At 64.1% G+C, this 24,241-nt stretch carries 21 protein-coding genes; 13 read left to right on the plus strand and 8 right to left on the minus strand.

Translation table 11 applies throughout. The features are described 5' to 3' along the window. Nucleotides 1-128: 128 nt before the first annotated feature. Entirely contained in the window at nucleotides 129-1,340 is a 1,212-nt protein-coding gene (locus tag XH92_RS26315) for an OpgC domain-containing protein (RefSeq protein WP_194454703.1), read from the minus strand. A 569-nt stretch (nucleotides 1,341-1,909) separates the two neighbouring features. Here XH92_RS26315 and rnd point away from each other — a divergent pair. Beyond that, nucleotides 1,910-3,058: a ribonuclease D gene (gene rnd, locus XH92_RS26320; RefSeq protein WP_194454704.1), complete on the plus strand. Its 1,149-nt coding sequence runs from the start codon at nucleotides 1,910-1,912 to the stop codon at nucleotides 3,056-3,058. Between the two features lie 340 nt (nucleotides 3,059-3,398). Further along, nucleotides 3,399-3,602, plus strand: a complete 204-nt coding sequence (locus XH92_RS26325) for a cold-shock protein (RefSeq protein ID WP_021079877.1) — start codon at nucleotides 3,399-3,401, stop codon at nucleotides 3,600-3,602. A 77-nt stretch (nucleotides 3,603-3,679) separates the two neighbouring features. On the opposite strand, the gene purN is transcribed toward XH92_RS26325, so the two are convergent. Together purN and purM are read right to left on the minus strand one after the other, a co-directional pair. Then, nucleotides 3,680-4,330: a phosphoribosylglycinamide formyltransferase gene (gene purN / locus XH92_RS26330; protein WP_194454705.1), complete on the minus strand. Its 651-nt coding sequence runs from the start codon at nucleotides 4,328-4,330 to the stop codon at nucleotides 3,680-3,682. Beyond that, nucleotides 4,327-5,412 carry a phosphoribosylformylglycinamidine cyclo-ligase gene (purM, locus tag XH92_RS26335; RefSeq protein WP_194454706.1) on the minus strand — a complete coding sequence of 362 codons (1,086 nt, stop codon included), beginning with the start codon at nucleotides 5,410-5,412 and terminating at the stop codon, nucleotides 4,327-4,329. Before purM ends, purN begins: the two co-directional genes overlap by 4 nt. A 160-nt stretch (nucleotides 5,413-5,572) precedes the next feature. On the opposite strand from purM, the gene XH92_RS26340 reads away from it, so the two are divergent. The 4 genes from XH92_RS26340 (at nucleotide 5,573) to ppx (ending at nucleotide 10,740) form a co-directional block, all read left to right on the plus strand. Next, nucleotides 5,573-6,115 (plus strand): CDP-alcohol phosphatidyltransferase family protein, encoded by a 543-nt coding sequence (locus XH92_RS26340; RefSeq protein ID WP_050401447.1) that lies wholly within the window; start codon nucleotides 5,573-5,575, stop codon nucleotides 6,113-6,115. 95 nt (nucleotides 6,116-6,210) lie between these two features. Further along, nucleotides 6,211-6,888, plus strand: a complete 678-nt coding sequence (locus XH92_RS26345; RefSeq protein ID WP_194454707.1) for a DnaA/Hda family protein — start codon at nucleotides 6,211-6,213, stop codon at nucleotides 6,886-6,888. Nucleotides 6,889-7,020: 132 nt separating this feature from the next. Then, nucleotides 7,021-9,225 (plus strand): RNA degradosome polyphosphate kinase, encoded by a 2,205-nt coding sequence (locus XH92_RS26350; protein WP_194454708.1) that lies wholly within the window; start codon nucleotides 7,021-7,023, stop codon nucleotides 9,223-9,225. A 12-nt stretch (nucleotides 9,226-9,237) separates the two neighbouring features. Continuing rightward, nucleotides 9,238-10,740 carry an exopolyphosphatase gene (gene ppx, locus XH92_RS26355; RefSeq protein WP_194454709.1) on the plus strand — a complete coding sequence of 501 codons (1,503 nt, stop codon included), beginning with the start codon at nucleotides 9,238-9,240 and terminating at the stop codon, nucleotides 10,738-10,740. Nucleotides 10,741-10,835: 95 nt separating this feature from the next. Here ppx and XH92_RS26360 read toward each other — a convergent pair whose 3' ends face one another. Both XH92_RS26360 and ndk read right to left on the minus strand, forming a co-directional pair. Then, nucleotides 10,836-11,675 (minus strand): TerC family protein, encoded by an 840-nt coding sequence (locus tag XH92_RS26360; RefSeq protein ID WP_194454710.1) that lies wholly within the window; start codon nucleotides 11,673-11,675, stop codon nucleotides 10,836-10,838. Nucleotides 11,676-11,787: 112 nt separating this feature from the next. Then, on the minus strand, nucleotides 11,788-12,210 hold the full coding sequence (gene ndk / locus XH92_RS26365; protein ID WP_016847423.1) for a nucleoside-diphosphate kinase: 423 nt from the start codon (nucleotides 12,208-12,210) through the stop codon (nucleotides 11,788-11,790). 349 nt (nucleotides 12,211-12,559) lie between these two features. Here ndk and XH92_RS26370 point away from each other — a divergent pair, with 349 nt between their 5' ends. The 3 genes from XH92_RS26370 (at nucleotide 12,560) to XH92_RS26380 (ending at nucleotide 15,210) form a co-directional block, all read left to right on the plus strand. Next, nucleotides 12,560-12,826 carry a hypothetical protein gene (locus tag XH92_RS26370; RefSeq protein WP_050406602.1) on the plus strand — a complete coding sequence of 89 codons (267 nt, stop codon included), beginning with the start codon at nucleotides 12,560-12,562 and terminating at the stop codon, nucleotides 12,824-12,826. Nucleotides 12,827-13,053: 227 nt separating this feature from the next. Next, nucleotides 13,054-13,224, plus strand: a complete 171-nt coding sequence (locus XH92_RS26375; protein WP_246787636.1) for a hypothetical protein — start codon at nucleotides 13,054-13,056, stop codon at nucleotides 13,222-13,224. Between the two features lie 123 nt (nucleotides 13,225-13,347). Beyond that, nucleotides 13,348-15,210: an ABC-F family ATP-binding cassette domain-containing protein gene (locus XH92_RS26380; protein ID WP_194454712.1), complete on the plus strand. Its 1,863-nt coding sequence runs from the start codon at nucleotides 13,348-13,350 to the stop codon at nucleotides 15,208-15,210. A 217-nt stretch (nucleotides 15,211-15,427) separates the two neighbouring features. On the opposite strand, the gene XH92_RS26385 is transcribed toward XH92_RS26380, so the two are convergent. The 3 genes from XH92_RS26385 to XH92_RS26395 all read right to left on the minus strand — a co-directional run bounded on the left by XH92_RS26385 (nucleotide 15,428) and on the right by XH92_RS26395 (nucleotide 18,068). Next, nucleotides 15,428-15,979 (minus strand): hypothetical protein, encoded by a 552-nt coding sequence (locus XH92_RS26385; protein ID WP_194454713.1) that lies wholly within the window; start codon nucleotides 15,977-15,979, stop codon nucleotides 15,428-15,430. A gap of 115 nt (nucleotides 15,980-16,094) precedes the next feature. Continuing rightward, a complete protein-coding gene (locus tag XH92_RS26390) occupies nucleotides 16,095-16,547 on the minus strand; it encodes a DNA polymerase III subunit chi (protein WP_194454714.1) in 453 nt (150 codons plus the stop codon). A gap of 18 nt (nucleotides 16,548-16,565) precedes the next feature. After that, nucleotides 16,566-18,068: a leucyl aminopeptidase gene (locus XH92_RS26395; RefSeq protein ID WP_194454715.1), complete on the minus strand. Its 1,503-nt coding sequence runs from the start codon at nucleotides 18,066-18,068 to the stop codon at nucleotides 16,566-16,568. Between the two features lie 370 nt (nucleotides 18,069-18,438). Between XH92_RS26395 and lptF the strand changes: the two genes are divergently transcribed. From lptF to XH92_RS26415, 4 genes are all read left to right on the plus strand, one after another. Further along, nucleotides 18,439-19,605: an LPS export ABC transporter permease LptF gene (gene lptF / locus XH92_RS26400; RefSeq protein ID WP_194454716.1), complete on the plus strand. Its 1,167-nt coding sequence runs from the start codon at nucleotides 18,439-18,441 to the stop codon at nucleotides 19,603-19,605. Next, the gene (gene lptG / locus XH92_RS26405; protein ID WP_092113464.1) at nucleotides 19,602-20,699 is read left to right on the plus strand and encodes an LPS export ABC transporter permease LptG; all 1,098 of its coding nucleotides are present in this window, start codon (nucleotides 19,602-19,604) and stop codon (nucleotides 20,697-20,699) included. The genes lptF and lptG overlap by 4 nt, the downstream gene beginning before the upstream one ends. A 77-nt stretch (nucleotides 20,700-20,776) precedes the next feature. Beyond that, nucleotides 20,777-23,194, plus strand: coding sequence for an LPS-assembly protein LptD (locus XH92_RS26410; RefSeq protein WP_194454717.1), 2,418 nt, complete (start codon nucleotides 20,777-20,779; stop codon nucleotides 23,192-23,194). Nucleotides 23,195-23,292: 98 nt separating this feature from the next. Further along, entirely contained in the window at nucleotides 23,293-24,240 is a 948-nt protein-coding gene (locus tag XH92_RS26415) for a SurA N-terminal domain-containing protein (protein WP_194461431.1), read from the plus strand. Nucleotide 24,241 lies beyond the last annotated feature (1 nt).

The following is a 24,241-nucleotide window of genomic DNA, read 5'->3' on the forward strand; positions in this document are numbered from 1 at the left end:
AAGGCACTTCTCTGCTGCTCAGCGCTGCGACCAGCGAGTGCTCGCAAATCCGGCGCAGAACACGGCATCGGCGCTGTCAGAGGCGATTTGAAACAGCTCGCTGGTAGCAGCCCCTGGCAGCGTCGCGATCAAGACAGTTCCTTGTTGCTTATCAAGCTAGTTCGGTCGCCAATCTTCCGTCGAAGCTCTGCATTTGTCACATCGACGAACAAATTCGGAATGTTGTCGGCGCGGTGCAACAGCCACGCCGCGACGATCATGATGGCGATTCCGGCCGCGCTCACCACCAGCTGTGCGATGACCGCACCGCTGTATTGGGTCAAGACCCAATGCGCGGAGAACGAAAGCAGGACCCCGAGGCAAAAGATCGGAAGCGAATGCTCGCCACACAAGGTTAGTGGACGCAATGATCTGAATTTCAGCGGCGGCCAGTCCTGCGGAATCAGGCGATGGACAACGACCGCGAGCGCGAGAAAGTGGGTCAAACGCAACATATCCAGATCTGTCTTGTCGATCGGGTAGATGAGCTTCATCATCCATCGCGGTATGAACGCCTCCAGCGCATGGAAATGCCAGGTCATCACGATCAGGAACGCAAAGATCAGCCAGGCAATCGCCACCGCCGCGACGATCCGCGACTCGATAAATCTGGCGATCTGGGACGATGCGCCAACCCCGCACCACTGGCCGAAGACAAACAGCAACTGCCAGCAAAATGGATTGAAGTACCACGTTGTGCCCGGTGGATAGGATGCGATATTCCAATCGAACCATCGTGCCAGCACGTAGAGAACAATCGAAGCCAGCAAGGTGAGATTGGGACGACGCACCAAGCCCCAGATGACCAGTGGGGAGGCGAGCAGCAAGACAATGAACAGTGGCAGCACGTCGAGATCCACGGGCTTGTACCGCAGGGTGAGTGCCTGCCCGATCAGGATATCCGGATGCTGGAGAAAATTGAAAACGTTGAATTCGTTTTCATACATCGGATTGTCGAGCCGTCGGGAGGTTCTCGCGACCTGGGCCGTGAAGATCAGGAACAGCATGATGTGCGCTGCGTAGATATGCGCAGCCCGCGTCCACAGCCGCTTCGCTGCGGACAGCAGGAAACCTGAAGCGATGATCGGGCCGTATATGAAACCGGCAAGGTAACCCGAGATGAAAACGAAGAACTCCGCGGCGTCGCTGAAGCCGTAGTTGCGTAGCGTAATCCAGCCGATAGCTCCATCATTGGGAATGTGATCCAGAAAGATCATCCACAAGCCGAGCCCTCTGAACAGGTCAAGCCGGACATCGCGCTCGATCGTTTCCTCGATCTGGTTCGCGTAGTGGAGCTCCATCGGAACGACCCTCACTCGGCTGCTTCTGAGATCGCGATAGCTGCATCCGTCGGAGCCTCGCGTCGGGGGCCGGAATAGGTTAGCCGACAGCAAGTCCGGGTCGACAGGGGAAGATCACAGACATCCCTATATACTCCCGCGTGTCATCACCGTCCAAGTGCCGCACCCGCATGCTTGACGTTCGTCGGGTGAGCCGCATTCGTTGAGACTGCGAAAGCTACTCGCGGGGTGTGTCCTAGCGGCAGGTGTCGTTTCGTAAAGCGTGCAAGCGTCTTGCGAAGGCGGCGACAACCAAGCCCAGTCTCACCGGGGAGAGCACGAGCAGGGAAAGCCGGATCGCTCCGGCCAAGTGAGTGGACGGAGCGCCGGGCGATGACATCGAAGGTGGCTTTCGCCAGGACAACCAACGGATTCCCGGCACGACCGGCCCGAAAACGCCCCCGAATCGCGCCCAATCAATTCAAAAATGCCCTGTCCCTCACCCCGTGCAGGGCCAAAATCCCTGCAAGACCCTTGACATAGCTGCCCTTTCGGCAGAACGCGTGTGGTCAAGCCGTTATGGACACTTCATGGATTTGATTAGCACGACCTCCGACCTCGCCGCCGCCTGCGACCGGCTCGCCAAACACAAGGTCATCACCGTCGACACCGAGTTCCTGCGGGAGACGACCTACTATCCCCTGCTCTGCGTCGTGCAGATGGCGAGCGCGGATGAAGCCGTCGTGGTCGACGCGCTGGCGCCCGGCATCGACCTCAAGCCGTTCTTCGATCTGATGTCGAACGAGACCGTGCTGAAGGTGTTTCATGCCGCGCGGCAAGACATCGAAATCGTCTGGCATCTCTCCGGCACGATCCCGCATCCGATCTTCGATACCCAGGTCGCTGCCATGGTGCTCGGCTATGGCGACAGCATCGCCTATGACCAGCTGGTCGATCGCGTCACCGGCCACCGCCCCGACAAGACCCATCGCTTCACCGACTGGTCGCGCCGCCCGCTGACCGAGGAGCAGCTGCACTACGCCGTCTCCGACGTCACCCATCTGCGCGAGGTGTTCGCGGCGCTCGATGCCGATCTGAAGAAGCGCGACCGCAGCGACTGGGTCAGCGAGGAGATGGAGGTCCTGACCTCGCCGAAGACCTACGACTTCCATCCCGAGCGCGCCTGGGAGCGGCTCAAGACCCGCGTCCGCAAGCCGCGCGAGCTCGCGGTGCTGATCGAGGTCGCGGCCTGGCGCGAGCAGGAGGCGCAGAGCCGCGACGTGCCGCGCTCGCGCGTGCTCAAGGACGATGCGGTCGGCGACATCGCCACCCATGCGCCGACCTCGCTGGACAAGCTCGGCAATCTGCGCTCGCTGCCGAAGGGCTTCGAGCGCTCGAAATGGGGGGCAGACATCATTGCCGCCGTGCAGCGCGGGCTGGCTCGCGACCAGGCGACGCTGCCCAAGCTGGAAAAGCCGAGAAACAATTCCAACGGCGCGGCAACCGTCGAGCTGTTGAAAGTGCTGCTCCGCATGACCTCGGAGCGCCACGGCGTTGCCAGCAAGGTGATCGCCACCGTCGACGATCTCGAGCAGATCGCGGCCAGCGATCAGGCCGAAGTCGGCGCCCTGCACGGTTGGCGGCGCGAATTGTTCGGCGAGGCGGCGCTCAAGCTCAAGCACGGCCAGCTCGCGCTCGCGATCGACAAGGGCCGCGTGGTGCGGGTGGATCGGGGCTAGCACGCCGCGTTGCAACGCGAAGGGGAACCCCGACCGTCGGCCAGTGGCCGAACACTTCGCGCCAGAAATCGACCGGCACAGGCTGAGGTTGCGTCTCGCGAAACCACCGCGCTTGCTACGGCGCGGATTTCGTGTTGCAATCCCTTCACAATCGGATTGCGGCCGTTCGACTGTGCGTTTCACGACGTTGATAGCCAAGGCTTCGAGAGGCGAAACTTCGGACTTGAAGACCTTGGATATAGAGACCCGGGAATTGAACAGACAGCGGAAAGCCCGCTTGTGGCGTGGCACGTGGAAAACGTGGCCGCGTCTTTTTTATGTCTAGACTGGGAGAGAGACGATGCCGAAGGGTACCGTCAAATGGTTCAACCCGACCAAAGGTTACGGGTTCATCAAGCCGGCAGTCGGCGACAAGGATGTGTTCGTCCACATCTCGGCGGTCGAGCGCGCAGGCCTCAGCACATTGAACGAGAACCAGACCGTCGAGTACGAGCTGGTGGAGAATCGCGGCAAGGCGTCGGCAGAGAACCTCAAGGTTCACTGAACGCTACGGCTAGCGGGATTCATCCTGATGCCTCCCCCGGCCGCATCACCCCGGGGGACGTTTCGTGCAATCGCGCGCTAAGGCGCCGGCGCGATCAGCGTGCTGTCGGTTGCGGCGCTGCCCTGCGTCTTGCAGAGGTCGCCTTCCAGCTTGAGCCGGCCAGACGCCAGAAGCCGCAGCGCCTCCGGATAGATGCGATGCTCGATGGTGATCACGCGTGCGGCGAGCGTCTCCGCCGTATCGTCGTCGGCCACGGTGACCGCGCCCTGCATCACGATCGGTCCGGCATCGGTCTCCGGGATCACGAAATGCACCGTCGCGCCGGACAGCTTGACCCCTGCACGCAGAGCCTGGCCGTGCGGATCGAGGCCGGGAAAGCACGGCAGCAGCGACGGATGGATGTTGAGCATCCGGCCGTACCAGTGCCGGACGAATTCGGCGGTGAACAGCCGCATGAAGCCGCCAAGGCAGATCAGCTCGACCTGGCTGTCGTCGAGCGCCTTCTGCAGCGCCGCCTCGAAACCTGCGCGATCCTTGCCGAACGGCTTGCTCTCGATCACGAGCGTCGGAATGCCGCTCGCGGCTGCCTTCTCGAGCCCGGGCGCGTTGGCGCGGTTGGAGATCACGGCCACGATCTCGGCCGGAAAATCCGCAGCCTTCGCAGCCTCGATCAGTGCGGCCATGTTGGAGCCGCGGCCGGAGATGAGGATGGCTGTGCGGCGCTTCATCGCGAGAGATCGAGATGACCGTTGTAGACCACGCGATGCTCGCCCTGGTGCGCCCCTTGGGCCTCAATCACCTCGCCCAGCAGCGTGACGGTCTCGCCGCCGGCGGTGAAGGCCTCGGTCACCGCATCGACCGCATCACGCTTGACGATCGCGATCATGCCGATGCCGCAGTTGAAGGTGCGCAGCAGCTCGAGCTCGGCGATACCGCCCTGCTCCGCCAGCCATTTGAACACCGGCAGCACCGGCAGCCGCGCCAGATCGATGCCGACGCCGAGATGCTTCGGCAGCACGCGCGGGATGTTGTCGGTGAAGCCGCCGCCGGTGATATGGGCGAGCCCCTTGACCGCACCGGTCTCTCGGATCGCGCGCAAGCAGGACTTCACATAGAGCTTGGTCGGCGTCAGCAGCGCCGCGCCGAGCGTCATGACCGGCGAGAACGGCGCCGGCGCATCGTAGGCAACGCCGGACTGCTCGACGATCTTGCGCACCAGCGAATAGCCGTTGGAGTGCACGCCCGAGGACGCCAGGCCAATCACGGCATCGCCCGCCGCGATATCACCGGTCGGCAGCAAGGTGCCGCGCTCGGCCGCACCGACCGCAAAGCCGCCGAGGTCGTAATCGCCGTCCTTGTAGAGGCCAGGCATCTCGGCGGTCTCGCCGCCGATCAGCGCGCAGCCGGATTCGCGGCAGCCCTCGGCGATCCCGGCGACGATCTGCGCGGTGGCCTCCGGATGCAGCTTGCCGCAGGCGAAATAGTCGAGGAAGAACAGCGGTTCCGCACCCTGCACGACAAGGTCGTTGACCGACATCGCGACGAGGTCGATGCCGATGCCGCTGTGGATGCCGGTCTCGATCGCGATCTTCAGCTTGGTGCCGACGCCATCGGTCGCGGCCACCAGGACAGGGTCCTTGAAGCCCGCGGCCTTGAGGTCGAACAGCCCGCCGAATCCGCCGATCTCGGCGTCAGCGCCGGGCCGGGCAGTTGCCCGCACCATCGGCTTGATCAGATCGACCAGACGATTGCCGGCGTCGATATCGACACCCGAATCCGCGTAAGTGAGCCCGTTTTTGCGCTCGGTCATGCCCAATTCCAGATGATAAGGGGCTGGTTACGAGGAATTCCGCCCCCGCGCAATGGCTCGCGGGCGGCTAGCCGCGATACTATGTAGATAACACCCGGCCGCCGCGCAAAAGAGCCGGATATCGAGTAAAATCAGGCTTCTAGCCGGGAAGCGATTCAAGTTGAGCATTCCGAACATCATCACCCTCGCCCGCATCATCCTGGTGCCGGTGATCGTCTGGGCCATCGTGTCGAGCCAGATGGAGATCGCGTTCGCGATCTTCGTGATCGCCGGGGTCTCGGATGCGGTCGACGGTTTCCTTGCCAAGCGCTTCAACATGGCGAGCGAACTCGGCGCCCTGCTCGACCCGCTCGCCGACAAGGCGCTGCTGGTGTCGATCTATGTCGCGCTCGGAATCTGGGGCGCGGTGCCGCGCTGGATCGTGATTCTCGTGGTGTCGCGCGACATCATGATCGTCTCCGCCGTGATTGTGTCATGGTTGTTCGACAAGCCGGTCGAGATGAAGCCGCTGATGGTGTCGAAGCTGAATACGGTGGCGCAGGTCGCGTTCGCGGCGCTGGTGCTGGCCTCGCTCGGCTTCGGCTTTCAGCCGCATCCCTACGACCTGATCCTGATGGGCCTCGTCACGATCTTTACTTTGGGCTCGGTGTCCCTCTATCTCGTGGAGTGGGTGCGGCACATGAGCACGATCGAGGCTCGGTAGCGCCTGAACCGGAAAAGTGGAAAGCGGTTTTCCCGCGACAAACGCCAGGCGTTTGCGCTGGGATCATGCTAACATGAAGTGGTTTGGAGATTTGCGTGGCCGGTAGCGTTCAACCTCGTCAATTGGCCTTGGCCCTGCCGCACGAGGAGAAGCTGACCCGCGACGATTTCCTCGAAGGGCCCGCCAACGAGGCCGCGCTGGCGCTGATCGACGGCTGGCCGGACTGGCCGAACCGAATCATGCTGCTGGTGGGGCCCGACGGCTCCGGCAAAAGTCACCTCGCTGCGATCTGGGCCGAGAGCGCCGGCGCGCGCTCGACCGCGGCGCATGCGCTGACCGCCGACACGGTGCCGGCCGCGCTCGCCACCGGCGCGCTGGTGGTCGAGGATTTGAGGCCGTCGGACTTCGACGAGCGTGCGATGTTTCATTTGATGAATCTCGCCCGCCAGGACGATGCCTTCGTCCTGATCACGGCGCGCGTGCCGCCGTCGGCGTTCGAGATCGAGCTGCGCGATCTGCGGTCCCGGCTCCGCGCGGTGCCGACGGTGACGTTGCTGCCGCCCGACGACCAGCTGTTCCGCGGCCTGATCGTCAAGTTCTGCGCCGACCGCCAGATGAGCGTGGACGAGCCGCTGGTCAGCTACCTGACCAACCGGATCGAGCGGTCCTATACCGCGGTCCGCCAGGCGGTCGAGCTGCTGGATACCGAGGCGCTGCGGCTGGGCCGGCCGGTGACCCGGGCGCTGGCGGCCGAGCTGCTGCGCGATGCCTGAGCCGTGCCGCGGCTTGACGGCGCGGCGAGGCGGAACATCAATGTCATCGAAACGTCATCGCAATATCACATGGTCTGTGCGGCCTTCGGCTAGACCGCCTCAGCCCCCTGCCCGGAATTGGACCAGCACTTGATGGACTCGGCACAAGCACCTGAAATCAAAGAGAAAGAGGCGGAACTTCCGTCCGTCCCAGCGATCGCGACCAGCCCCGAGCGATTCATCAACCGGGAGCTTTCCTGGCTGCACTTCAACCGGCGGGTGCTCGAGGAATCGGTCAATCTCGGCCATCCCGTGCTGGAGCGGGTCCGCTTCCTGTCGATTTCGGCGAATAACCTCGACGAGTTCTTCATGGTCCGCGTCGCCGGTATCAAGGCGCAGGTCCGCGAGGGCATTGCCGAACGCAGCCCGGACGGCCTGTTGCCGGCCGAGCAGCTCGTGATGATCAACAAGACCGTGTCGCAGCTCGCCTCCGACCAGCAGGCGATCTGGAGCGACCTGCGCGACATCCTGTCCAAGGTCGGCATCCAGCTGGTCGACGGGCGCGACGTCACCAAGTCCGAACGCACCTGGATCGAGGATCATTTCCTCCACAACATCTTCCCGCTGCTGACCCCGCTGGCGATCGACCCGGCGCATCCGTTCCCCTTCATCCCGAACCTCGGCTTCACGGTCGCGTTGCAATTGTCGCGGATCTCCGACGGCAAGGCGATGAACGCGCTGATCCGCATGCCCGGCAAGATCGACCGCTTCATCCGGATTCCCTCCAGCAAGGAAGGCGCGCCGGCGCGCCTGATCACGCTCGAACAGGCCACCGGTCTGTTCATCGGTCGCCTGTTCCCCGGCTACACCGTCAAGGGCCAGGGCGCGTTCCGTATCATCAGGGACTCCGAACTCGAAATCGAGGAAGAGGCCGAAGACCTCGTTCGCCTGTTCGAGACCGCGCTGAAGCGCCGCCGCCGCGGATCGGTGATCCGGCTCGAAATCGAGGCCACGATGCCCGAAGAGCTGCGCATCTTCGTGCAGCACGCATTGTCGGCCGCGGACGATGAAGTGATCCTGGTCGACGGCGTGCTGGCGATGAACGAGCTGTCGCAGCTGACCCGGCTCAATCGCCCCGACCTCGAATTCCCGCCCTATGTGCCGCGCCATCCCGAGCGCGTGCGCGATCATGGCGGCGATATCTTCGCGGCGATCCGCCAAAAGGACCTCGTGGTCCATCACCCCTACGAATCCTTCGACGTCGTCGTCCAGTTCCTGCAGCAGGCGGCGCGCGATCCCGACGTGGTCGCGATCAAGCAGACGCTCTATCGCACCTCGAACAACTCACCGATCGTGCGCGCGCTGGCGGAAGCCGCCGAGGCCGGCAAGTCGGTGACCGCGCTGATCGAACTCAAGGCCCGCTTCGACGAGGAAGCCAATATCCGCTGGGCGCGCGACCTCGAGCGCGCCGGCGTGCAGGTGGTCTACGGCTTCATCGAGCTGAAGACGCACGCCAAGCTGTCGATGGTGGTGCGCCGTGAGGGCGGCAATCTCACCACCTATGTGCACACCGGCACCGGCAACTACCATCCGGTCACCGCGCGCATCTATACCGACCTCTCCTACTTCACCTCGGATCCGATCATCGGCCGCGACGTCGCGCGGGTGTTCAACTACATCACCGGTTATGCCGAGCCGAGTGACATCGAGAAGATGGCGGTGTCGCCGCTGACGCTGCGCAAGCGGATCATCGAGCACATCCACGGCGAGATCGCCCACGTCAAGCATGGCCGCCTCGGCGCGGTCTGGATGAAGATGAACGCGCTGGTCGACCCCGACATCATCGACGCGCTGTACGAGGCCTCGCAGGCCGGCGTCGCGGTGGAACTCGTGGTGCGCGGCATCTGCTGCCTGCGGCCCGGGCTGCCCGGATTGTCGGAGAACATCCGCGTCAAATCGGTGATCGGCCGCTTCCTGGAACACGGCCGAATCTACTGCTTCGGCATGGGCCAGGGCCTGCCGAGCACAAAAGCTGCTGTGTATATCTCGTCCGCCGACATGATGCCGCGCAATCTCGACCGCCGTGTCGAGGTGCTCTGTCCGCTGCAAAATCCGACGGTGCATCAGCAGGTTCTCGAACAGATCATGGTCGCGAACCTGAAGGACACCGAGCAGAGCTGGCAATTGTTGCCGGACGGATCGTCAACGCGTATGAAGGCCGCGAAGGGCGAAGAGCCTTTCAACCTGCATGACTATTTTATGACAAATCCGAGTCTGTCCGGCCGTGGTAAGTCTCTCAAGGAATCTTCACCGCGCCGTCTCACGCGTCGTAACGAGCGTCAGCAGCTATCGTCTTAAGGGGGCCTTACGGTGAAGCGGCCGCGGAAGCGCGCTTCCAGCGTCGCTGTGATCGATATCGGCTCGAACTCGGTTCGTCTCGTGGTTTACGAGGCGATGGCGCGCAGCCTCATCACCATCTTCAACGAGAAGGCGCTGTGCGGGCTCGGACGCGAGGTGCAGAGCACCGGCCTGCTCGCAACCGATGCCGTGAACAAGGCGCTCACCGCGCTGCGCCGCTTTCGCGCGCTGTGCCGGATCCAGCAGGTCGGCCGCGTCTACGCGATCGCGACCGCGGCCTGCCGCGACGCCAAGAACGGTCCGGATTTCATCGCCAAGGCCGAGCGCATCTGCGGCGCCAAGATCGAGATCCTCACCGGGCCGCGTGAAGCCAAGCTGTCCGCGCTCGGCGTCGTCTCGGGCGTGCACAATCCGAACGGCGTCGTCGGCGACCTTGGCGGCGGCTCGCTCGAACTGATCGACGTCAAGGGCAACCGCGTGCGCAGCGGCGTGACGCTGCCGCTCGGCAGCCTGGCGCTGCAGGACCTCTCGAACAAGTCGCTCAAGCGCGCCGAACGCATCGTCAAGAACGAACTGCTCGGTGTTGCCCAGCTCAAGACCGGCCGTGGCCGCACCTTCTACGCGGTCGGCGGCACCTGGCGCGCGCTGGCGCGCATCCACATCATCCAGAGCGGCTACCCGCTCAAGGTGATGCACGGCTATTCCATTCCGGCCGCGGATGCGCTCGACTTCGCCCAGCGGCTGCGGCGGCTCGCGGCAACCAACATGCTGGCCAACATCGAGTCGATCGCCGATGCCCGGCGGCCTCTGCTGGCCTATGCCGCGCTCGTGCTCGAATACATCATCCGCGTGGCTCAGCCGAAGACCATCGTGTTCTCGACCTTCGGCGTGCGCGAGGGCCTGCTCTACGAGATGCTGCCGCAGGCCGAGCGCGCCAAGGACGGGCTGCACTGCGCCGCGCAGAACCTCAACGAATTGCTGTCGCGCTCCGCCCGTCACGCCCAGGAGCTGACCGCCTGGACCGACCGGCTGGTGCGCGTCGTCCGGCTGCGCGAGACCGAGGAAGATCGCAGGCTGCGTCACGTCGCCTGCCTGCTCTCCGACATCGGCTGGCGCGTCCATCCCGACCATCGCGGCGAGGAAACCCTCAGCCTGATCATGAACGGCAATTTCGGCTCGATCACCCATCAGGGCCGCGCCTTCGTCGCGCTGTCGGTGTTCTATCGCTATGCCGGCCTCAGCGAGGAGAACGAGCCGCCGCCGCAGATCCGCGCGCTGGTGACGCCGGCGATGGACGAGCGCGCGCGTGTGCTCGGCGCCGCGTTCCGCGTCGCGCATCTGATCACGGCGGCGCGCACCGGCGTGCTGCCGCTGACGCATTTCCGCACCCAGGGCCGCAAGCTGATGCTGGTGTTCGAGCACCGGATGGTGGATCTGGTCGCCGATCGCGTCGGCAGCCGCTTCAAGCAATTGGCGCGGCTGGTCGGGCGCGTCGGCTCGATCGTGCGGCGCTAGGCTTCGGCTCTGATTGAATCAGAGCCGAAGTTCTGCTTGTTTTGACGCGTTTTCTTCACGCGAACCGGCGTCCACTTCGCTCGAAAACGCTATGGTCACGCCGCCTTGGCGGCGTGCTTGGCCTTGCGCAGCGCGTGACGGCGCCAGATCGATCCGATCGCCAACACCACGACGATGCCGAGCACGGCGAGCGCGATCTCGCCGCCGTTGCCGCTATGGCCGAATTGCGGCGACATGCCGACCGAGCTCAGCCAGGAATCGAGCCTGGCGCCGAGCGGCCCGGCGAACAGCGCATCGAGCCTCGGATGCACGGCCGGATCGGTCGCGATGACGTCGCCCGCGATCCAGCCGAGCAGCGCTGCGCCGGCCCAGACCAGGATCGGCAGCTTGGTGAGCAGCGCCATGATCAGCGCAGCGCCGGCAACGATCAGGGGAACGCTGATCGCAAGTCCGAGCACCAAGAGCGGCACGCTGCCATTGGCCGCGGCGGCGACCGCGATCACATTGTCGAGGCTCATCACGATGTCGGCGACGACGACGATCTGAACCGCGGCCCACAGATGCGAGGCCGTGTGCACGCTGTCCTCGTCCTCCTGCTCCGGCACCAGCAGCTTGGCGGCGATCACGATCAGCGCCAGTCCACCGACCAGTTTCAGGTAGGGAAGCGCCATCAGGCTGGCGACGATGCCGGTGAAGATGACGCGCAGCAGCACCGCTGCGGCAGCGCCGAGAATCATGCCCCACAGGCGCTGGCGCGGCGCGAGGCCGCGGCAGGCGAGCGCGATCACGAGCGCATTGTCGCCCGACAACAGGACGTTGATCCAGATGATCTTGCCGACGGCAACCCAGAAGGTCGGGGTCGCCATCTCGTTCTTGAACTCGGTGAAGAACGCGCCGATATACGCCGGATCAACGATCTGCCACAGCCAGTCCACAGCGAGTCCTATTCGGCCCTTGCGGCCGCCCCTGGCGGCGGTGGTCCGCCGCTCCCCAGTTCATTTTGACGCGGTCTCGTCAGGAGACCGCGTCACTTTCAGTTGTTCGGCCTCAGCCGACGATCTCGTTGCCGGCGAAGAACTGCGCGATCTCGATCACCGCGGTCTCCGGCGCATCCGAACCGTGCACCGAATTCTCACCGATCGACTTCGCATAGAGCTTGCGGATCGTGCCTTCGGCGGCCTTCGACGGATCGGTCGCGCCCATCACGTCGCGATACTTCAGGATGGCGCCCTCGCCTTCCAGCACCTGGACCACGACGGGACCCGAGGTCATGAAGTCGACCAGTTCGCCGAAGAACGGGCGCGCCTTGTGGACGGCATAGAAGGTCTCGGCCTGGCCGCGGGTCATGCGGATGCGCTTCTGCGCCACGACCCGCAGGCCCGCCTTCTCGATCACCGCATTGACCGCGCCGGTCAGGTTGCGCTCGGTGGCATCGGGCTTGATGATCGAAAAGGTGCGTTCAATCGCCATGATTTCGTCCTTGTAAACGGTGGCTGGGAGTTGCCGGGGCTTATATCGGCGCGATGGGGTAACGGCAAGCGACCCTGTGACGCGTTAGCCTTTAGTTTTGATGGATTTTCACGACGAAAACCGCCGTCCGGGCGGTCTGCGGACAGAGCCAGGCTCGGCCAACTTACCGCGATTTCACCTAGGTGAACCCATTCTGTCAGCGCCGTGCCGCTGCCGTTCAGCTCCAGCCGTCTAGGCTCTCAACCGATCGGACGCCTTGCTGGCCCCCATCCGCAAGCCGCACAGGACGTCTCGGGAAACGATGTCACCGCGGGCGCGAGATGCGCGCCCATACCTCGAGGAGACGATCATGTTACGCAAATTATCGCTCGCCGCCGTTGCCGCAATTTCGCTCGGTGCCGCCGCGCTCGCCCCGACCTCCGCCTCTGCCTGGGGCGGTTGGCATGGCGGCTGGCACGGTGGATGGCACCACGGTTGGTGGGGCGGCCCGCGCGTCATCGTCGGAGGCCCGGCCTACTACGGCGGGTATGGATACGGCTACGGCGGCTGCTACGTGCGCCGCGTCGTGCCGACCCCGTGGGGTCCCCGCTGGCGCCTGGTCAACCGCTGTTACTGATCCATCTGTTCTGTCGACTGCTCCCCTGACTTGCTATCGCCCCGGCCTTGCGCCGGGGCTTTTTTCATGTGCGCCGGGAACTCGGCCGCAGAAGGCCGACTCACCACCTCAAGGCGAGAGTAAGGCGAAGCGGAAACCAAATTCGGGGTCGCGACTTGTCATGGCGAGGAGCTATTCGAACATGCGAGGTGGAACTCGCCGAAAGATGTGCTGCCATGACGATGACAATGACCCAGACCGAGAACGATCCCGATCAGATTGATCGGAAGACCTGCCGCTACATCTGCGATGCCGTGGGTGAACGGCTCCAGCAAAGCCTGCGGCCAGAACCCGCACTTTCGTCCCGCCTGCAGCAGCTCCTCGAGGAAATGCAACGCCGGGAAAACGAGCGCCATTAGGCAACGATTTCTGTCAGATATTGCGGGCTCGCCAGCAGCCCAATGCGTTTTTGCAACAGCCGTCCGGAGAGATTTTACAGACAGACGGGTTGCGTTTGGCAGCGGGTCCGGTGACAACGCTGCATGCTCTCCATCACTGACATTTCAGTCCGGATCGCCGGGCAGCTGTTGATTGATCACAGTTCTGTGCAAATCGTGCCCGGCGCACGCGTCGGATTTGTCGGCCGTAACGGCGTCGGCAAGTCGACGCTGTTTCATGCCATCAGGGGCGACATCCCGACCGAGAGCGGCAGCATTGCGCTGCCGCCGCGCTGGCGGATCGGCAGCCTCGCGCAGGAAGCGCCCGATGGGCCGGAAAGCCTGATCAACGTCGTGCTGAAAGCCGACCTCGAGCGCGACGCGTTGCTGCGCGAGGCCGAGACCGCGCACGACCCGCATCGGATCGCCGAGATACAGACCCGGCTGGTCGACATCGACGCCCACTCCGCCCCTGCCCGCGCCGCGGCGATCCTCTCGGGCCTCGGCTTCTCGACCTCAGACCAGGCACGGCCGTGCGCGGAATTCTCCGGCGGCTGGCGCATGCGCGTCGCGCTGGCAGCGACGCTGTTCTCCGCCCCAGATCTCCTGCTGCTGGACGAGCCGACCAACTATCTCGATCTCGAGGGCACGTTGTGGCTCGAGAATCACCTCGCCAACTACCCGCGCACGGTGATCGTGATCAGCCACGACCGCGATCTGCTCGACACCTCGGTCGATCAGATCCTGCACCTCGATCGCGGCAAGCTGACGCTCTACAAGGGCACCTATTCCTCATTCGAGGAACAGCGCGCCGCGCGCGAATTGCTCGACGCCAAGCACGCCAAGCGGCAGGCCGACGAGCGCAAGCGCCTGCAGGACTTCGTTGACCGCTTCAAGGCCAAGGCTTCCAAGGCGCGGCAGGCGCAGTCGCGCGTCAAGATGCTGGAGCGAATGAAGCCGATCACCGCACTCGTGACCCAGGACGTTCATGAGATCTCGTTTCCGGCGCCGGAGAAGCTGCTGTCGCCGCCGATCATCGCGGTCGATGACGTCTCGGTCGGCTACGAGCCGGGCAAGCCCGTGCTCAATCGCGTGACGCTGCGCGTCGACACCGACGACCGCATCGCGCTGCTCGGGGCCAACGGCAACGGCAAGTCGACGCTGGTCAAGCTGCTGGCCGGCAAGCTCGCGCCGTTCACCGGCAGGATCACCCGGGCCGACAAATTGTCGGTCGGCTATTTCGCCCAGCACCAGGTCGACGAGCTCAATCTCGACGGCTCGCCCTATGATCACATCCGCAAGCTGATGCCGGAGGCACCGGAGAGCAAGGTGCGCGGCCGCGTCGGCGCGATCGGCTTCTCCGGCAAGGCCGGCGACACATTGGTGAAGAGCCTGTCGGGTGGTGAGAAGGCGCGCCTGCTGCTTGGGCTTGCGACGTTCTACGCCCCCAACATGATCATCCTCGACGAGCCGACCAACCATCTCGACATCGACAGCCGCGCGGCGCTGGCAGAGGCGATCAACGAATTCCCCGGCGCCATCATGATGGTCTCGCACGATCGTTATCTGATCGAGGCCTGCGCCGATCGCCTCTGGGTCGTGGCGAACCAGACCGTGACGGCCTATGACGGCGATCTCGACGACTATCGCCGCATGATCCTGTCGGCCAATGACGGACGGACCGTGTCGCGTGAGCGCGCCAGGGAGCCGGCAAAGCCGGAACGCGCCCGCAATGAGAAACGCGCGTCACCCAGGCAACGCGTCGCGCAGGCCGAGAGCGAGATCGAGCGCATCAACGGCATCATCGCCAAGATCGATACCGCGCTCGCGCTGCCCGATATCTTCACGCGCGATCCCAAGCAGGCCGCACAGCTGACCAAGGCGCGCGCCGGTGCCGAGACCGCGCTGCAACGCGCCGAGGAAGAATGGCTGGAAGCCAGCGCCGAACTCGACGAAGCCGCGAACTAGATTTGCCTTACCGGCATTTTCGTTGTCGTCCCTGCGAAAGCAGGGACCCATAACCACCGATGCTCATTGTTGCGCGATCGCGGAACGACGAGGCCCCGTAACCCCCTCCGCCGCGGAGTATGGGTCCCTGCTTTCGCAGGGACGACGTGTGGAGGGAGCTGAGCTCTCGTCATGCCCGCACGTGCAGGCATCGATCTGCCGCCGCTGTGAAAATGCCCTAACCGTGCGCGGTCTTTTTCTTCTTCGGCTTCGCGGGCTTCGGCTCAGGCGCAGCATCCGGGCCACGCTCGACGGATGTCAGGCGCCCCGAGCTGAACGTGTAGATGCCGGCGCGCGCGCCGCGCGACCAGGTCACGACCGCGACGCGCTCACCGCCCGGCCCGTTGGACAGGTTCACGCTGTCAGGGGCGCCGATGCCGCGCACGACGTCGCATTCGGTGTGGCCAAGTGCGACACTACCGCCGGTCGGCTGCGGCGGCGGAGCACCCGGCGCCTGCGCGTTGGCGTCAGTGGCACCCGCGGGCGGCGCCATGCCGGGACAGCTTCCGTCGGCGCTGACGAGATCGTCGTTGGTCACCGGCTTGTCCGGCGTCAGCGGTGGCGATTCGATCGAGATGTTGCGGATGAACACCCGTCCAGGGCGCGAGAACCAATCCGCGTCACGCGAAAAGATGTCGGACGCGCCCGAACAGCCGGCAAGGCCAGGTGCAAGCACCAGCAACGCCAGCAGCGACTTCCGACTGAATGTTCCGTCTCGCACGATCGACAAGGCTCCTAATCCCTCTACCTAAGGGCTTGTCCGAACATCACTTTGCGGCATGACCGTGGCCCGCCCCAAGACCTGCCCCAGGAAACGTCGAATTATCATTAATTAGTCGATATCACTATTGGCGCCGCTGCCAGCGTCCCCGCTCGTCGGTCTGCCAATAGGTGACCTCGAAGCCGCGCGCCTTGCAAGCGGTCCAGCTCTCCCTCGCCGAAGCCACCGCGTCGGGGTCGTCGCCGTTGAACACGAGGACGATCCGCTCATAGCTGTCGCAGTCGGCCGGGAGCGCTGCGTTGTCGACCAGGAACCGGACATTGGCCCGGTTCGGATTGCCCTCCTCGATCGACAGGATGATCGGCTGGTCCTGCGCGTCGGCAACCCGCGAGCTCGCATGCGGCAGGAACGAATCGTCGCTGTAGGTCCACAAATGCGCGTCGAGCGTCTCGGCGCGCTCCTGCGACGTCGATTGCACGACCACCCGCCAGCCGCGCTCGAGCGACTTCTCGAGCAGCGGCGGCAGCACGCTCTCCAGCGTCATGTTCTGCAGATGGTAGAACAGAACCTCGGTCATGCGCCGGCTGACACTCTGTTACTTCTTGGCTTCATAATATTCGGAGACGAGCCGGTCGAGCAGCCGGACGCCGTAACCCGAGCCCCAGCTCTGATTGATCTCGGTCTTCGGCGCGCCCATCGCGGTGCCGGCGATGTCGAGATGGGCCCAGGGCGTGCCGTCGACGAAGCGCTGCAGGAATTGCGCGGCCGTGATCGAGCCGCCATTGCGTCCGCCGGTGTTCTTCATGTCGGCGAATTGCGAGTCGATCTGCTTGTCGTATTCGGGACCGAGCGGCATCCGCCAGACTTTCTCGCCGGTCTGAAGGCCCACCTTGGCGAGGCGCTCGGCGAGCTCGTCATTGTTGGAGAACAGGCCGGCGTGATCGGTGCCGAGCGCGACCATGATCGCGCCGGTCAGCGTCGCGAGATCGACCATGAATTTCGGCTTGCACTTCTTGGCCACGTACCAGAGCACGTCGGCGAGCACGAGGCGTCCCTCGGCGTCGGTGTTGATGATTTCGATGGTCTGGCCGGACATCGAGGTGACGATGTCGCCCGGACGCTGCGCGTTGCCGTCGGGCATGTTCTCGACGAGGCCAATGGCGCCGACCGCGTTGACGCGGGCCTTGCGCGCGGCGAGCGCGTGCATCAGCCCGACCACGCAGGCCGCACCGCCCATATCACCCTTCATATCCTCCATGCCGCCGGCAGACTTGATCGAGATACCGCCGGTGTCGAAGCAGACGCCCTTGCCGACGAACGCAACCGGCGCCTCACTCTTCTTGCCGCCGTTCCAGCGCATGATCACGGTGCGGCTGGGCCGCACGGAGCCCTGCCCGACGCCGAGCAGCGCGCCCATGCCGAGCTTGGTCATCGCCTTGACGTCGAGGACTTCGACGGTCACGCCAAGCTTGCGCAGCTGGCTGGCGCGGCGCGCGAACTCCTCGGGGTACAGCACGTTCGGCGGCTCGTTGACGAGCTCACGCGCGAGGTTCACGCCATCGACGATGGACGATTCGGGCGCAAACGCCTTCTTGGCAGCAGCGACGTCGTCGACCGCGATCGAGACGTCGGCCCGCACGGCGCCGTCCTCGCCGTCCTTCTTCTTGGTCTTGTAGCGGTCGAACTTGTAGACGCGCAGGCGGATACCGGTCGCGATCGACGCGGCCTGGCCGGCCGCCATCGCGGCATCGGGCAATTCCGCGAGGACGGTCATCGCAGCGCTGCCGGCATTGAGCTTGCCGGCCACCACGCCGCCGAACTTGAGAATATCCTTCTCCTTGATGTCGGCCGCCTTGCCGGTGCCGATCACGATCAGCCGGTCGACCTTGATTCCCTCCGGCGCCAGGATGTCCAGGGCTGCCCCGCTCTTGCCCTTGAACTGGTTGGCGGCCGCGGCCCGCTTAACCGTCTCGGCGGCAGCACCCAATACCTTCCGGGTGGCGGGCCCGAGCTTCAATTGCTCGTCGCAAAAGGCGACCAGAATGCCGCGGGCGGACGCGGAGAATGGGACAAAGCCGACCTTGACGGCGTCGGACATAGGAAAATCCTCCAGAACTCAGGGTGTTGCTCGGGCCTGAGGCGGCCCTTCCGGCACGCGGGGGTGAGCATTGCGATGGCGGTCCGGAGCGACCCGGACCGGGCTTGTGGCGCACTATGACCTGCCGCCAGCGCCGCTGCCAAGCGCCGGAGTGGCCGGAAGGCCACAAAAGCGATTAATTAACCATAAATTAAGCGCGCCTTGGCCCGGCCATTTTGTTGACGGATCAAAGGGATGGTAGTGAGAGTGTGAACAGAGAGTGAGCCGGACGAGTCCGCGGCTCGACCATAGGGGAACCCGGGTTGACGGGAATGGTCGAAAGCCGTGCGTTTGGTTGCGTGAAGGGGGCCTTGGGGGTCGTGCGGTAGCGATGGGGTCGATCGACAAGTACATCTTCAAAACGACGCTGGCGTCGTTTGCGCTTGTCCTGGTCAGCCTTACCGGCGTGATCTGGATTACGCAGGCGTTGCGCGGCATCGACCTGATGACCAGCCAGGGTCAGACCATCCTCACCTTCCTCGGCATCACCGGCCTCGTGATCCCCGCCTTGGTCCTGATCATCGCGCCGATTGCGCTGATGATCGCGATCTCCCACACGCTGAACAAGCTCGCGACCGATTCCGAGATCATCGTGATGAATGCGGCGGGCTTCTCGCCGTTCCGGCTGTTCCGGCCGTTCTTCTTCGCCACCTGCGTGGTGGCGGCGCTGGTCGCCTTCATCGGCGCCTATCTGGCCCCCGACGGCATGCGCCGGATCAAGCAGTGGGATGCCGAGATCACCGCCGACGTCCTGACCAACATCCTGCAGCCCGGCCGCTTCGCCCAGCTCGACCAGAACCTGACGATTCGGATCCGCGAGCGCCTGCCCGGCGGCGTGCTCGGCGGCGTGTTCGTCGACGATCGCCGCGATCCGCAGCAGCGCGTCACCATCGTCGCCGACCACGGCACCGTGCTGAAGAACGAGAGCGGCTCATATCTCGTGCTGGAGGACGGCAATCTCGAGCGATTCGAGGTTGGCAAGCGCGATCCGACGCTGGTGGTGTTTCAGCGCTACGCCTTCGACATGTCGAAATTCTCGCAGGGCCGCGACGTCACGCTCGGAATTCGCGAGCGTTACCTCTGGGAGCTGATGTGGCCGGACGAGAGCGACCAGACCTATCAGCAGCTGGCGGGCCAGTTCTTCGCCGAGCTGCATGATCGCTTCATGGCGCCGATCTATCCGTTCGCGTTCGCGGCCCTCACCTTCGCCTTCCTCGGCGCGCCGCGCACCACGCGGCAGAGCCGCAATTTCTCGATCGGCGGCTCGGTGTTCGCGGTGTTCGGCCTGCGCATGGTCGGATTCGCCTGCTCGGTCATGGCGGTGAAGACGCCGCTGGCGGCGCTGGTGCAATACCTGATGCTGTTCGCCGGCATCGGCGTCGGGATCTGGATGATCATCGGCGGCGTGGTCGTCGAACCGCCGCCGGCGCTGATGGAAGCGATCAATCGGAATAACGAGCGCATTGCACGCCTCTTCCGGAGGCCGGCCACCGCATGAGCATGGTCACCAACACGCTCGGGCGTTATTTCGCCGGCCGCTTCGTCGTCGCGGCGGTGGGCGTCTTCGCGGGCATCTTCGTGCTGCTCGTGCTGGTCGACTACATCGAGATGGTGCGCAAGACCTCGAGCCTGGTCGGGGCCTCCGCGATCACGGTCGCGGAAACCTCGCTTTTCCGCGTGCCGCAGCTGCTCGAGAAGCTGATGCCGTTCTGCGTGCTGATCGGCGCGATGACCTGCTATCTCGCGCTGTCGCGCCGGCTGGAGCTCGTCGTCGCACGCGCCGCCGGCGTCTCGGCCTGGCAATTCATCTCGCCGGCGCTGGTCAGTGCGATCGTGCTCGGCATCTTTGCGACCACCGCCTACAATCCGGTGTCGGCCAATCTGCGCGAACTCTCCAAGCGGATGGAGGCCGAGCTGTTCGGCTCGGCGCCCGGCGGCGGTATCCAGGACGCGTCCGGCTTCTGGCTCAACCAGATCAACGACGAAGGCCAGGCGATCATCAACGCGGCCCGCAGCGAGCAGCAAGGCATCCGGCTGACGGGCCTCACGGTGTTTCGATTCGATACGGCGCTGCAGTTCAAGGAGCGAATCGAAGCGCGCGAAGCGACGCTCGAAGAAGGCCGCTGGGCGTTCACGGGAGTACGCCGCTACACCCTCGACAAGGCTCCGGTGGATCAGGACACCTTCTACCTGACCACCACCCTGACCCCGGCGCAGGTACGCAACAGTTTCTCTACCCCCGAAACTGTGTCCTTTTGGCAACTGCCGAACTACATCCGTTCGTCGGAGAGTTCAGGGTTCGCGACGGCTGGCTATCGGTTGCAGTATCACAAGCTCATCGCACAGCCGTTTTTGCTGGCTGCGATGGTGATGTTGGCGGCTTCTGTGAGCCTCCGCTTCTTTCGGATGGGCGGCGTGCAGAAGATGGTTTTGAGTGGCGTGGGCGCAGGCTTTCTGCTCTACGTGCTGTCGAAAGTAACTGAAGATTTGAGCAAGGCTGAGTTGATGCATCCCATCGCTGCGGCGTGGTTGCCTGTCGTTGTGGGTAGCCTCACCGGTTTCTTAGCCTTGCTGTACCAGGAGGACGGGTAGTGGCTACTGTCGCCGCCCGCCAGTTGAGGTCGCCTGCATTCGGGCGGCGCAGTGCCCTGCGCCGTCAACGGAGCTGCTTGGCCCCGTTTGGCGTTTCGATCTCTGCACTCCTTGCCGCGTTCTTCGTGGTCAGCGCGCTCGATGTCGTCGCATCGACGCCGGCTGCCGCGCAGGCGTTCACCTACAACCCACGTCCGCCGAAGCCGGTCCGCCCGCCGGCCAAGAATGACGGGCAGATGCTCGTTCAGGCGACCGAGGTCGATTACGACTACAACAACAGCCGCATCTCGGCCGTCGGCAACGTCCAGATGTTCTACAACGGCACCAGCGTCGAGGCCGACAAGGTCATCTACGACCAGAAGACCAAGCGTCTTCATGCCGAAGGCAACATCCGCATGACCGATGCGGAAGGCAAGATCACCTACGCCAACATCTTGGATCTCAGCGACGACTACCGCGACGGGTTCGTCGATTCGCTGCGCGTCGATACCGAAGACCAGACCCGCATGGCGGCGACCCGCGCGGACCGGTCCAGCGGCAATTACACGGTGTTCGACAACGGCGTTTATACCGCCTGCGCACCCTGTAAGGATGATCCGAAGAAGCCGCCGCTCTGGCAGGTCAAGGGCGCGCGCATCATCCATAACCAGACCGAGAAGATGCTCTATTTCGAGAACGCCCAACTCGAATTCTTCGGCGTTCCGATGGCGTACCTGCCCTACTTCTCGACGCCCGATCCGACCGTGAAGCGCAAGAGCGGCTTCCTGATGCCGGGCTTCACCAGCTACACCGCGTTCGGCTACGGCGTCGAAATCCCGTATTATTGGGCGATCGCGCCCGACATGGACGCGACCTTCAATCCGCGCATCACCTCGAAGCAGGGCGTGCTGCTGCAGACCGAATTCCGCCAGCGCTTCGCGGACGGCTCCTATCAGATCCGGCTTTACGGCATCGACCAGCTCGATCAGGACGCCTTCAAGGGCCAGCCCGGCGACCGTCAGTTCCGCTGGGGTGTCGACACCAAGGGTCAGTTCGCGCTGAACGACAAATGGGTCTGGGGCTGGGACGGCGTGCTGCTGTCCGACTACTTCTTCATGTCCGACTACCGGCTCGCCCAGTACAAGGATCCGTTCGGATCGTTCCTGTCGCTGCCGACGGAAGCGATCTCGCAGCTCTATCTGACCGGTGTCGGCAACCGCAGCTTCTTCGATGCGCGCGCGATCTACTATCTCAGCTACTCGGGTAACCAGAACCAGGTCCCGGTGGTCGCGCCCGTGATCGACTACAACAACGTGATCAACAGCAACATCCTGGGCGGCGAGTTCAGCTACAAGATGAACTTCGTCAACCTGACGCGCGAAACCGCGGTGTTCGATCCGATCACGACGACCGCCAACACCAACGGCCTCTGCCTGACCGCGTCGGCCGATCCGATGGCGCGGTTGCCGTCGCAGTGCCTGCTGCGCGGCATGCCGGGTACCTACACGCGCCTGACGGCCGAGGCGCAGTGGCGCAAGTCCTACACCGACCCGCTCGGCCAGATCTGGACGCCGTTCGCCAGCGTCCGCGCCGATGCCATCAACGCCGACATCTCGAACCAGCCGGGCGTTTCCAACTTCCTGCCGGTCGGCGACACCCAGACTGTCCGCTTCATGCCGACCGTCGGCCTCGAATACCGCTACCCCTTCATCAATGTGCAGCCGTGGGGCACGACCACCGTCGAGCCGATTGCGCAGGTCATCATCCGGCCCAACGAGCCGAATGCCGGCAAGCTTCCGAACGAGGACGCGCAGAGCCTGGTGTTCGACACCAGCAACCTGTTCGCGGTCGACAAGTTCTCCGGCTACGACCGCGTCGAAGGCGGCAGCCGCGCCAATGTGGGCGTGCAGGCCACCACGCAGTTCGACCGCGGCGGCAGCATCAAGGGGATGTTCGGACAGTCCTACCAGATGTTCGGGATGAACTCGTTCGCGGTCGCCGACGTCACCAACACCGGCATAGACTCCGGCCTGCAGAACCCACGCTCGGATTACGTCGCGAGCCTCGCCTATTCGCCAAACCGCACCTACACCTTCAGCGTCCGCTCGCGGATGGATGAGGCGACCTGGAACATCAACCGGTTCGAAGCCACGGCGAGCGCGAATTTCGACCGCTGGTCGATCGCGGTGACGTACGGCGACTACGCAGCGCAGCCGGAACTCGGCTACCTCACCCGCCGCGAGGGCATCCTCACCAGCGGATCGGTCAAGGTGGCGTCGAACTGGGTGGTTCAGGGTGCGGCGCGCTGGGACCTTGAAGCGAACAAGATCAACCAGTATGCCTTCGGCGCGGGCTACGTGGACGACTGCTTCGTGCTGGCTGCCAACTACATCACGTCCTATACCTATCAGGCCGGATCGCAGCCGCCCGTCCTCAGCCACGCGTTCATGTTCCAGATCGGGCTGCGGACGATCGCCCAGACCTCCACGACCAGCAGTTCGGCTGGCATGCAGTAGCGAGCGGAGGCCTGCCAAGGGGCTTGGATTGGGGGCTTATATTGCCTGCGGGCCTGTGGCCCCGGCTTGAATTGGTTTAAACGGCTGACATGACCACGATGACGACCGCTAGCCTGCCAACGCGCTGCAATCAGCTAGTGTTGAGTTCCCTGCTGGCTCTTTTCCTCCTGCTGGGAGGCGGTGCCCGGTTGCACGCCCAGACCATCGCCGTGATGGTCAATGGCGAACCCATCACCAATTTCGACATCGAACAGCGCGCCAAGCTGAACGCCCTGACCGGCGGCAAGAATCCAGATCGAAAGGTCATCCTCGACGAATTGATCGACGAGAAGCTGAAGATCAAGGAAGCCAAGAAATTCGGCGTCGATCCCACCGCCAACGATATCGAACAGTCCTATGGCGGCATGGCGCAACGGATGCGGCTGAACAACGACCAGCTGACCAAGGTCCTTGAGAGCAAGGGCATCCGCCCCGACACGCTCAAGCAACGCATCAGGGCCGACATGGTCTGGACCAGCCTGGTCCGCGGCCGATTCAAGGAAAGCCTGCAGGTCGGCGAAAAGGACGTCGCCACCGCGGTCAAGGAGACCGGTGATGCTCCCGACGCCGAGGCGTTCGAATACCGGATGCAGCCGGTCGTTCTGATCGTGCCCCGCGGCTCTCCGCAATCCGAATTCGAGAGCCGCCGCAAGGAAGCGGACACGCTGCGCGAGCGCGTGACCTCCTGCGACGAGGCCAACACCTTCTTCAAGTCGATGCGCAACGCCGCGATCCGCGAGATCGTCGTGAAGACCTCGGCCGACCTGCCGCAGTCGCTGCGCGACATCCTGGACAAGACCCCGGTCGGCCACCTCACCCCTCCCGAAGTCACCAAGCAGGGCATCGAAATGGTCGCCCTCTGCGGCCGGAAGGCCACCACCGTGGACACGCCGAAGAAGCGCGAGATGCGGGACAAGATGTACGTGCAGAAGTACGAGGCGAAGTCGAAGGCCTATCTGCAGGAAGTCCGCAAAGCCGCGATGATCGAATATCCAGGCGGGCGATGAT

The sequence above is a fragment of the Bradyrhizobium sp. CCBAU 53421 genome (assembly GCF_015291625.1).
Classification (GTDB): Bacteria; Pseudomonadota; Alphaproteobacteria; order Rhizobiales; family Xanthobacteraceae; genus Bradyrhizobium.

What these genes read in the sequence shown, in the direction of transcription:
- XH92_RS26395 (WP_194454715.1), bottom strand. Translation starts at nt 18,068, where the DNA reads ATGTCCGACGCCGTCAAGGTCGGCTTTGTCCCATTCTCCGCGTCCGCC.
- ndk (WP_016847423.1), bottom strand. Translation starts at nt 12,210, where the DNA reads ATGGCGATTGAACGCACCTTTTCGATCATCAAGCCCGATGCCACCGAG.
- XH92_RS26350 (WP_194454708.1), top strand. Translation starts at nt 7,021, where the DNA reads ATGGACTCGGCACAAGCACCTGAAATCAAAGAGAAAGAGGCGGAACTT.
- lptG (WP_092113464.1), top strand. Translation starts at nt 19,602, where the DNA reads ATGAGCATGGTCACCAACACGCTCGGGCGTTATTTCGCCGGCCGCTTC.
- XH92_RS26415 (WP_194461431.1), top strand. Translation starts at nt 23,293, where the DNA reads ATGACGACCGCTAGCCTGCCAACGCGCTGCAATCAGCTAGTGTTGAGT.
- XH92_RS26325 (WP_021079877.1), top strand. Translation starts at nt 3,399, where the DNA reads ATGCCGAAGGGTACCGTCAAATGGTTCAACCCGACCAAAGGTTACGGG.
- XH92_RS26370 (WP_050406602.1), top strand. Translation starts at nt 12,560, where the DNA reads ATGTTACGCAAATTATCGCTCGCCGCCGTTGCCGCAATTTCGCTCGGT.
- XH92_RS26315 (WP_194454703.1), bottom strand. Translation starts at nt 1,340, where the DNA reads ATGGAGCTCCACTACGCGAACCAGATCGAGGAAACGATCGAGCGCGAT.
- purN (WP_194454705.1), bottom strand. Translation starts at nt 4,330, where the DNA reads ATGAAGCGCCGCACAGCCATCCTCATCTCCGGCCGCGGCTCCAACATG.
- rnd (WP_194454704.1), top strand. Translation starts at nt 1,910, where the DNA reads ATGGATTTGATTAGCACGACCTCCGACCTCGCCGCCGCCTGCGACCGG.
- XH92_RS26375 (WP_246787636.1), top strand. Translation starts at nt 13,054, where the DNA reads ATGACCCAGACCGAGAACGATCCCGATCAGATTGATCGGAAGACCTGC.
- XH92_RS26390 (WP_194454714.1), bottom strand. Translation starts at nt 16,547, where the DNA reads ATGACCGAGGTTCTGTTCTACCATCTGCAGAACATGACGCTGGAGAGC.
- XH92_RS26380 (WP_194454712.1), top strand. Translation starts at nt 13,348, where the DNA reads ATGCTCTCCATCACTGACATTTCAGTCCGGATCGCCGGGCAGCTGTTG.
- purM (WP_194454706.1), bottom strand. Translation starts at nt 5,412, where the DNA reads ATGACCGAGCGCAAAAACGGGCTCACTTACGCGGATTCGGGTGTCGAT.
- lptF (WP_194454716.1), top strand. Translation starts at nt 18,439, where the DNA reads ATGGGGTCGATCGACAAGTACATCTTCAAAACGACGCTGGCGTCGTTT.